Genomic DNA, 6462 nt, shown 5'->3' with positions numbered 1-6462 from the left:
GTTGTCGCCATCACAAACTCGTCTAAACGCCAATTCGAGATCGGCGTCCTCTTTCGCACCTCGCGCCTCGCACACGACATGGGTAAGCGATTCGTGCTGGCCATTGAGGTGCAAAAAATGCCGCACTAGCATCCTCCCTGCTCACCACCCATCGCAACCACTGTCCGACCTCGGTTGCAGAGAAGCGCTACGTGGGCGAAATGAGAAGGCGCGAGACAACGTTCTGCTCGGCGAAGTCGACGACCCGCTGCGAAACGCCCCCCGGCGAAGTGAAAAGTACCAGACGTTCCGTCTACCCGCCTGAAGCAGAGCAGTAATTCGCTCTCAGTTGGCCGGTGATCGACGCCAACAAGTTCGGCGTCGTGAAAAGTGGGCCGCTCGCCCTCGAACCCGATGACATGTTGATTGTCGTTTTTCATACGGTGCTACCGGAACGCTACGCGGAAATTCATTCCAGCGAGCCGGGTTCGATCCTGCCTCCTTCGACCACCAGATGCGGCGCGTCGACGCCTGGCGCGAAAAAGCGCCAGTCTTCTTCATCTGCTGTCCCATTCGCGGCAATGCGCCGGGCCCGTCCGCGCGACAGGACGATGCTCACGTTACCGAATTCGCCCGCCAATACCTCTTGGACCGATGTGGGTTCATGCCTAACCAGCCGCTCCTCAAGACCAGCGGTCGCGTTGTGCGCGTCCATATCCGAACCAGCAAGATCGTCTTGTGTCGCGACCACTTCACCTGCTTGTTCGAGCTGCCACTTGCATTGAATATGCAGCGCCCACTCGCCTACCTGTTTTACCTTGCCTCGCAGGTTAGTGACCTGCCTCAATGCACCGAATTGCACCGTTAGCATGTCTGCCGCGTGGCCGATGCCACTGACATTCAGTCCTACCAGGACCGAGAGGCGCTGGCCGATGTACTCCTTCTCATCCATCATTCGATGTCCCCAAACATATCTTGCCCTCGCTCTAGCATCTCGTGATAGCCGAGCCCTTCGCCGCTAATCTCTTCGTGAAGTCGTCGCGCTTGATCTTGGTTCAGCCCTAACGCTCTAACGACCGCCTTGAACTGCTTATTCTGAGCTTGGTTGTTGCCCGGTGTTCCTTCTCCGCCCGCCAATTGGATCGGATCATCGCTCGCGGCGTCCTCGCCATACTCGAACGGTTGCGCATCGACGGAGCAGCGTCGGAGGCCGCAGCCTCGGTCGGCATATTGCCTAGAACGCTTTGAATGTAGTTGATTAAGTCATCCGCGCTAACGTCGTTGTAGTTCCGCAGCCGATTGTCAGCGTAGGAGGATTTCCGAGTAGGAGGTACCCAGGTGGCTTTCTCGCGCTCGCTGAGTGGATACGGGGTTCTCGTCGGCCCCGAGGCACTGATGCCACCTCCGGCACCCGCAGCCGTGCGCTCGATCACGACCAGGACGTTTCCACTTTTTACTCCCTCCCGAAGCTGCGCGCTCGTATCACTGGAATTCACGCCGGGCGGGTTGTATCCGATGTGAAGTCGCAGTTGCCGGAGGTAATCGCGCGCCTGTTCGATGGATCGAGTCCGCGGCCAGCGCCGCAGAAATTGCTCGGCGTCCGACTGCTGCTTCGCGGTCGGTGTTCCGAAGCCTGCCTGTTCGGAGAGGATTGCGTGTTCACCAAAACCCAAATCGATTTTGACCGAGGCCATTGATCGATTTTCTCTATGTGTGTGATGGGAGGGGCGCCATCGTAGCACCACTGCGAGAGACAACCCTGTCTATACGGGCCCATGTCGATACGGCTCGAAACGGATCATCAGCCGTTCCTCATTTCCAGGATCGTCGGGCCTCCGCTGCACCCGTTGCTTCGCACTTGGACGGCAGACGAGTTGCAAGTTCGTCACGCCTGTATTCACGGACTGTCGGTGAACTTGTTAGCATGCCGTCGATACGCCTGACGACGTCGGGGCCGATGCGGCGAGTTGCAAACCATGCGATCGTGCCGTCGGGCACCTGTTCGGCCGGCGTGTACTCCGGGCGGCGGTAGACCTTGCGGATCTCCGGCCGCTGCCACTCGCCGCCCTTGAGCGTGCCGCTCCGGCCGCAGTGCCAGCAGTTCCATAGGTCCTTGTCCGTGTTGACGCTCAGGCACGGGTAGTTCTTCTTTTTTCGGCCAGCCGAGCACTGGGAACATGTGACCTTGACCTCGATGCCGCTCTTCGATCCCAGGTCGATGCCATAGTCGGCGAAAGTCTTCGACGGTGTGCTCGTGGTCAGAACGCGAGCCTTCCCGTTCGCGAGCGGCCGCGAGCAGGAGCGCAACTTCGAGGGTGCGTGCCTCGTCGCAGGTCATCGCGAACGATGCAGTCGATTCGCCCGCCTGTTCCGCATTGCGCCAGAGGGCCACGTGCCAATCGGGAGATCCTCCTTCCGCAATGTTGATCGCCTCGACCGAAAATGGCCCGGCCTCTAACCGGATCTGATGCGTCATCGCGCGGCCTCCAGGAGAGCGAGTTCCATCAAAAGAAGCTGGCCGTCGCTTCGCGCGCGGATCTCGCCGTACATCTGATGCATGCAGACGCGCTCCCACAGCGGGGTAGCGGCCGGCGATTGCATCAGGAAGTCGAGTTGGCTGATGCGGGCCTCGCGCTCGAAGTCGGCGCGTCTTCTTGCAGCTTGTTGTTGTTTGCGATTCTGAAGATCGTGTTCAATCCATCGCAAACTCGGTATGTTCGCTCCACGTGTGCCATCATCCCCGCCCGCAGGCATACGACTGGTCGCGAGCCTACGCGGTGTACTCTCCAACCGCTCGTTCGTTAGGGCAAACCCGCCGGACGCCAACTACGCGAAGTCTCGATGCATACGATTCCCGCAGCGATTGCCTTCAGTTGCAATCGTAGGCTGTGCAGTAGTGGCTGTACGATTGCCCCTGGGAATTGGTGCCCTCGATCATGCGAGTCCCGTTTCCGAAATTGGTGATGTTCTCGTTCCAACTCGCGCCGTTGGCCGCCGTGCCATTGATGACTGTCCTATTGCCGTAGGTGTTCGCAGTTTCGTTCCACGAACTGCCGGTCTGCGCGTTGTACCCATTGACCATCGTCGTATTGCCAAACCGATTTACCTGGTATGAGTTGCCGTTGTTATCTGTGCATGTCTGTATCGTCGAGCCGCCGATGCAGTTTGCATATGCAGAAACGCTAAACGATGCGACGACAACGATCACCGCCGAAAGAAGTATGCGATTCATGAAATCCCCCGAGTGTCTTGGTCTGCTGCGCGATTTATCATATGACACGAGCGCCGGAACGCAATGCAGAGCAAACCACTAGCCGAATTGGCAGCAGCCCCCTTTCTCGCAGACCATGACCGTCCACATAGTGAGCCTCACGCGCTCGACGTCGCTGGGCGCGCCGCCGGCCTATCCGCGCTCGGAGTCGCAGCATGTAGGCTTTCCGTCGATACATGACAGACGGAGCCGCCATGCATGCAGACAAGCAACTGATCGTCGGCCGCTTCTACTGGGTCCTTCCCGAGGTCGATCCTGATGCTGAAGATCGCGACCTGTGTGACCCGGGTCAGGAGTGGCGGGCGAGATGCTGTGGAATTTTCTGGGTTTCGACGGCCGCCGAACTGGCCGGTGCTGTGGATCGGAGAGGCGATCGAGGTGCCGGTCGTGCCGACGCGGTGTCCGGGGTACTGCACATGTAAAAAAGCCCGCGCGAGGCGGCCTGAATGCCAAGTGCGTCGCCCGATTCAGTGATGCAAATGCATCACGCGGCTTGCGGGAACGGCACGAGTCATTGAGGCCAGGATGCCGATTTCACTCCCGGCATGCGCGGGGTCGTTGCGATCGTCCACGATAAACAATGGGCGCAGCCGCTCTGCATAGGGTCCGTTCTGGACATCACCCGCCTTACGCAACGCGGCCCCTGTGGCGGCCGGATGGGGGGCGATAACGTCAATCAAATCATTTCCGTGCTGGAAGTCAAACCTGTGTATCGTCTGGCTTGCCCCCCGAACGCGGGCATTTCGCTTAAAAACGGCGGCGGGATTGCGAGCAATGACATAAGGTTCAATTTCTGCAATCAGATCTTGCTCCGGCGCTTCGACCTCAAGCTGTTCCGCGCCCCATTGGGCCAAGGCAAGCAAGCCAGTAACCGCTCTTGCAAAACCCGCCGCAGCGCGGTCGGGAGCCGTGAGCATGAAGATGTTGCCGTCATCCGAGACAACCAATCCCCGCTTTTTCAACAACTCGCGGATCGCAGCAAGACGACGAGGCGACCAGACGTCCAGCCCCATCCCGCTGAACTGGAAGAGTGAGTCTCCGTTGTCGCTAATCTTCAGTAGCGTGCTTGGTGTTTCCACCAAGTAGACATTGATTGCCGCCCCGTCTGGCAGACTGAACGGGGTGCCGATCTCCAGACAGGCGTGACCGCCCGTTGTGCGCAGCGGCGCACAATCGTATGTCGTAAGAGCTTTGGCCCAGTTACAGTCCATGGCAATTCGGGTCGGGAATGTCGAAAGGTTCGATGCCTGTGCGATCAAAAAACCACTGCAATGAACCCATCCAGTTATCGCAGTTTACATCTTCGTGACGGATCGCGGTTACGTCCTCGCCAAGATGTTCATGAGGTCCGTAGACAGCGCCGGCGACATCGTTGTGCGTGCGCTTGTTCGAAGGCGCGACTTCCAGCTGGTAGGCGCGCAGGCGGACTCCGCCCTTGAGCTGAAAAATCGTGAACAGAAACAGGCATCGAGCAACGTCACGGGGGGCTTTCACCTCGACCTGCAATGTAAGTCCTGGGATCGTTATCCCCGTATCGGCCTCCGCTAGCTCTCCAACGCCAACAAGATGACCGACATGGTTTGCGCGAGCAGCCAAGCCGCTCCAATTCAGAACTGTCTTCGGTGCTTCAAGCCAGTCGGCCATCACATGCGATTCTTCAACGAAGGCCACTGTGCGAACGCGAACACCCACAGGAGCAGTACATTCAAGATGGGAATGAAACCGAACAGCGACCAGGCTGGGCTATAACCAGCCTTCTTCACGATCATCCAAGCCGGGATGAGCCAGACGATGCCAAAGAACAGGGCAAAGAAAAGCCAGTGCCAGATAGAGAAAGCGCCCACGATTACCCCCGATGATTACGACCTTGTTCTGATACGCAGGATCCTACCGCTCCATTCGAATTTGTTGCAAATAATCCCCCCACCACTGCATCATTCGGCGCCGCTCCGGCAAGTATTGCATGGTTATAGGCCGCCCGGACGTCATTGCGCTCACTGTGCGCAAGCTGCCGCTCGATCCAGTCGGGCTCGAAGCCGTTCTCGTTGAGGATCGTCGACGCCAGCCCGCGGAAGCCGTGCCCCGTCATCCATGAGTGGTAGTCCATGCGGTATTCGGCGAACAGCACCGTGTTCTCGCTGATCGGCTTCTGCGTGTTGGACTGGCTAGGAAACACCCACTTCCACCGGCCGTTGAGCTCCCTGAGCTGACGAATCACCTCGAGCGCCTGCGTCGACAGAGGCACGATGTGCGGGCTCAGCATTTTCATCCGTTCGGCCGGGATGCGCCACTCGGCCTTCGCTTCGTCGATCTCTGACCATTCGGCGAACCGCATCTCGCCAGTCCGCACGAACGTCAGCGCCAAGAACTGCAGCGCCAGCCGCGTCTGCAACTCGCCGTCGTATGCCGCGATTTTGCGTATCAGTTCGGGCAACTCAGCCTCGGTAACGCGCGCCATGTGATTGACCCTCCCGGGTCTTCAGCGCACCCGTTGAGATCCGGCGTCGGGTCGCGCTCGCAGCGGCCGGTGGCCACGCCGAAGCGGAACACCTGGCCGGCGAGTTGCATCGACCTTTTCGACATTTCGAACGCCCCTCGGGCCTCGATCTTTCGAAGCACGGCGAGCAGCTCGGGCGCCGTGATCTCTGCGATCGGCCAAGCGCCAAGCGCCAGAAATAGCTCTTTCTCGATCAGCGCGATCACGCCGTCGGCATAGCTCGGCTTCCACGTCTGACATTTCGCCTCGTGCCATTCGCGGGCGATCGCCTCGAGCGAGTTCGTGCGGCGCAGGACGGCCTCGAGCTTCACGCGGCGCTTCTCGTGGGATGGGTCTAAGCCACCGCGGATCTGGTCCTTGATGGCGTCTCGCGCTTTCCTGGCGGCCAACAGCGACACAGTTGGGTAGACGCCAATGGCGTGCACCCGCTCCTTGCCGTCGACGCGGTACTTTAAACGCCAGTACTTGGCGCCACTAGGCGTCATCTCGAGGTACATGCCTCGGCCGTCGGCCAGCTTGTACGCCTTCTCGCGAGGCTTTGCGGCGCGCATCGCAGCGTCAGTCAAGGGCATCTCAAACGTGGGGGTATTCGATACCCATTCGGTCAAAAAGTACCCCGAAAAGTACCCCCGTGGATTATGGGTGTCAGTCGAAAAACTTTGGCAACGATGGGGAAGTGAACCGGCCGCAAGCCCCTGACTGGCTTGGAACTTTG

At 59.3% G+C, this 6462-nt stretch carries 9 protein-coding genes and 1 pseudogene; 1 reads left to right on the top strand and 9 read right to left on the bottom strand.

Annotated features, from left to right (window positions below):
• Positions 1-448: 448 nt before the first annotated feature.
• The 5 genes from ACTHL0_RS24760 to ACTHL0_RS24740 form a co-directional block, all read right to left on the bottom strand.
• Positions 449-934 carry a hypothetical protein gene (locus ACTHL0_RS24760; RefSeq protein WP_440569706.1) on the bottom strand — a complete coding sequence of 162 codons (486 nt, stop codon included), beginning with the start codon at positions 932-934 and terminating at the stop codon, positions 449-451.
• A 106-nt stretch (positions 935-1040) separates the two neighbouring features.
• The gene (locus ACTHL0_RS24755) at positions 1041-1673 is read right to left on the bottom strand and encodes a hypothetical protein (protein ID WP_440569705.1); all 633 of its coding nucleotides are present in this window, start codon (positions 1671-1673) and stop codon (positions 1041-1043) included.
• Between the two features lie 118 nt (positions 1674-1791).
• Positions 1792-2286 (bottom strand): hypothetical protein, encoded by a 495-nt coding sequence (locus tag ACTHL0_RS24750; RefSeq protein ID WP_440569704.1) that lies wholly within the window; start codon positions 2284-2286, stop codon positions 1792-1794.
• A 165-nt stretch (positions 2287-2451) separates the two neighbouring features.
• Entirely contained in the window at positions 2452-2733 is a 282-nt protein-coding gene (locus ACTHL0_RS24745) for a hypothetical protein (protein ID WP_440569703.1), read from the bottom strand.
• 115 nt (positions 2734-2848) lie between these two features.
• The gene (locus ACTHL0_RS24740) at positions 2849-3211 is read right to left on the bottom strand and encodes a hypothetical protein (protein ID WP_440569702.1); all 363 of its coding nucleotides are present in this window, start codon (positions 3209-3211) and stop codon (positions 2849-2851) included.
• 233 nt (positions 3212-3444) lie between these two features.
• Here ACTHL0_RS24740 and ACTHL0_RS24735 point away from each other — a divergent pair, with 233 nt between their 5' ends.
• Entirely contained in the window at positions 3445-3672 is a 228-nt protein-coding gene (locus tag ACTHL0_RS24735; RefSeq protein WP_440569701.1) for a hypothetical protein, read from the top strand.
• 45 nt (positions 3673-3717) lie between these two features.
• Here the strand turns inward: ACTHL0_RS24735 and ACTHL0_RS24730 are convergent, their stop codons facing one another.
• From ACTHL0_RS24730 to ACTHL0_RS24715, 4 genes and pseudogenes are all read right to left on the bottom strand, one after another.
• Positions 3718-4461, bottom strand: coding sequence for a DUF1828 domain-containing protein (locus ACTHL0_RS24730; protein WP_440569700.1), 744 nt, complete (start codon positions 4459-4461; stop codon positions 3718-3720).
• The gene (locus ACTHL0_RS24725) at positions 4451-4894 is read right to left on the bottom strand and encodes a hypothetical protein (protein WP_440569699.1); all 444 of its coding nucleotides are present in this window, start codon (positions 4892-4894) and stop codon (positions 4451-4453) included. Before ACTHL0_RS24725 ends, ACTHL0_RS24730 begins: the two co-directional genes overlap by 11 nt.
• Positions 4894-5094 (bottom strand): hypothetical protein, encoded by a 201-nt coding sequence (locus ACTHL0_RS24720; protein ID WP_440569698.1) that lies wholly within the window; start codon positions 5092-5094, stop codon positions 4894-4896. Before ACTHL0_RS24720 ends, ACTHL0_RS24725 begins: the two co-directional genes overlap by 1 nt.
• A 43-nt stretch (positions 5095-5137) precedes the next feature.
• Positions 5138-6319 (bottom strand): annotated as a pseudogene (locus ACTHL0_RS24715) (tyrosine-type recombinase/integrase).
• Positions 6320-6462: the final 143 nt, after the last annotated feature.

It is taken from the genome of Trinickia sp., from assembly GCF_051961175.1.
Taxonomy (GTDB): Bacteria; Pseudomonadota; Gammaproteobacteria; order Burkholderiales; family Burkholderiaceae; genus Trinickia.
This window is presented reverse-complemented; position numbering and strand designations above follow the sequence as displayed.

Coding starts and splice junctions, on each gene's coding strand:
- ACTHL0_RS24760 (WP_440569706.1), bottom strand. CDS start 934: ATGATGGATGAGAAGGAGTACATCGGCCAGCGCCTCTCGGTCCTGGTA.
- ACTHL0_RS24730 (WP_440569700.1), bottom strand. CDS start 4,461: ATGGACTGTAACTGGGCCAAAGCTCTTACGACATACGATTGTGCGCCG.
- ACTHL0_RS24725 (WP_440569699.1), bottom strand. CDS start 4,894: ATGGCCGACTGGCTTGAAGCACCGAAGACAGTTCTGAATTGGAGCGGC.
- ACTHL0_RS24735 (WP_440569701.1), top strand. CDS start 3,445: ATGCATGCAGACAAGCAACTGATCGTCGGCCGCTTCTACTGGGTCCTT.
- ACTHL0_RS24745 (WP_440569703.1), bottom strand. CDS start 2,733: ATGCCTGCGGGCGGGGATGATGGCACACGTGGAGCGAACATACCGAGT.
- ACTHL0_RS24740 (WP_440569702.1), bottom strand. CDS start 3,211: ATGAATCGCATACTTCTTTCGGCGGTGATCGTTGTCGTCGCATCGTTT.
- ACTHL0_RS24755 (WP_440569705.1), bottom strand. CDS start 1,673: ATGGCCTCGGTCAAAATCGATTTGGGTTTTGGTGAACACGCAATCCTC.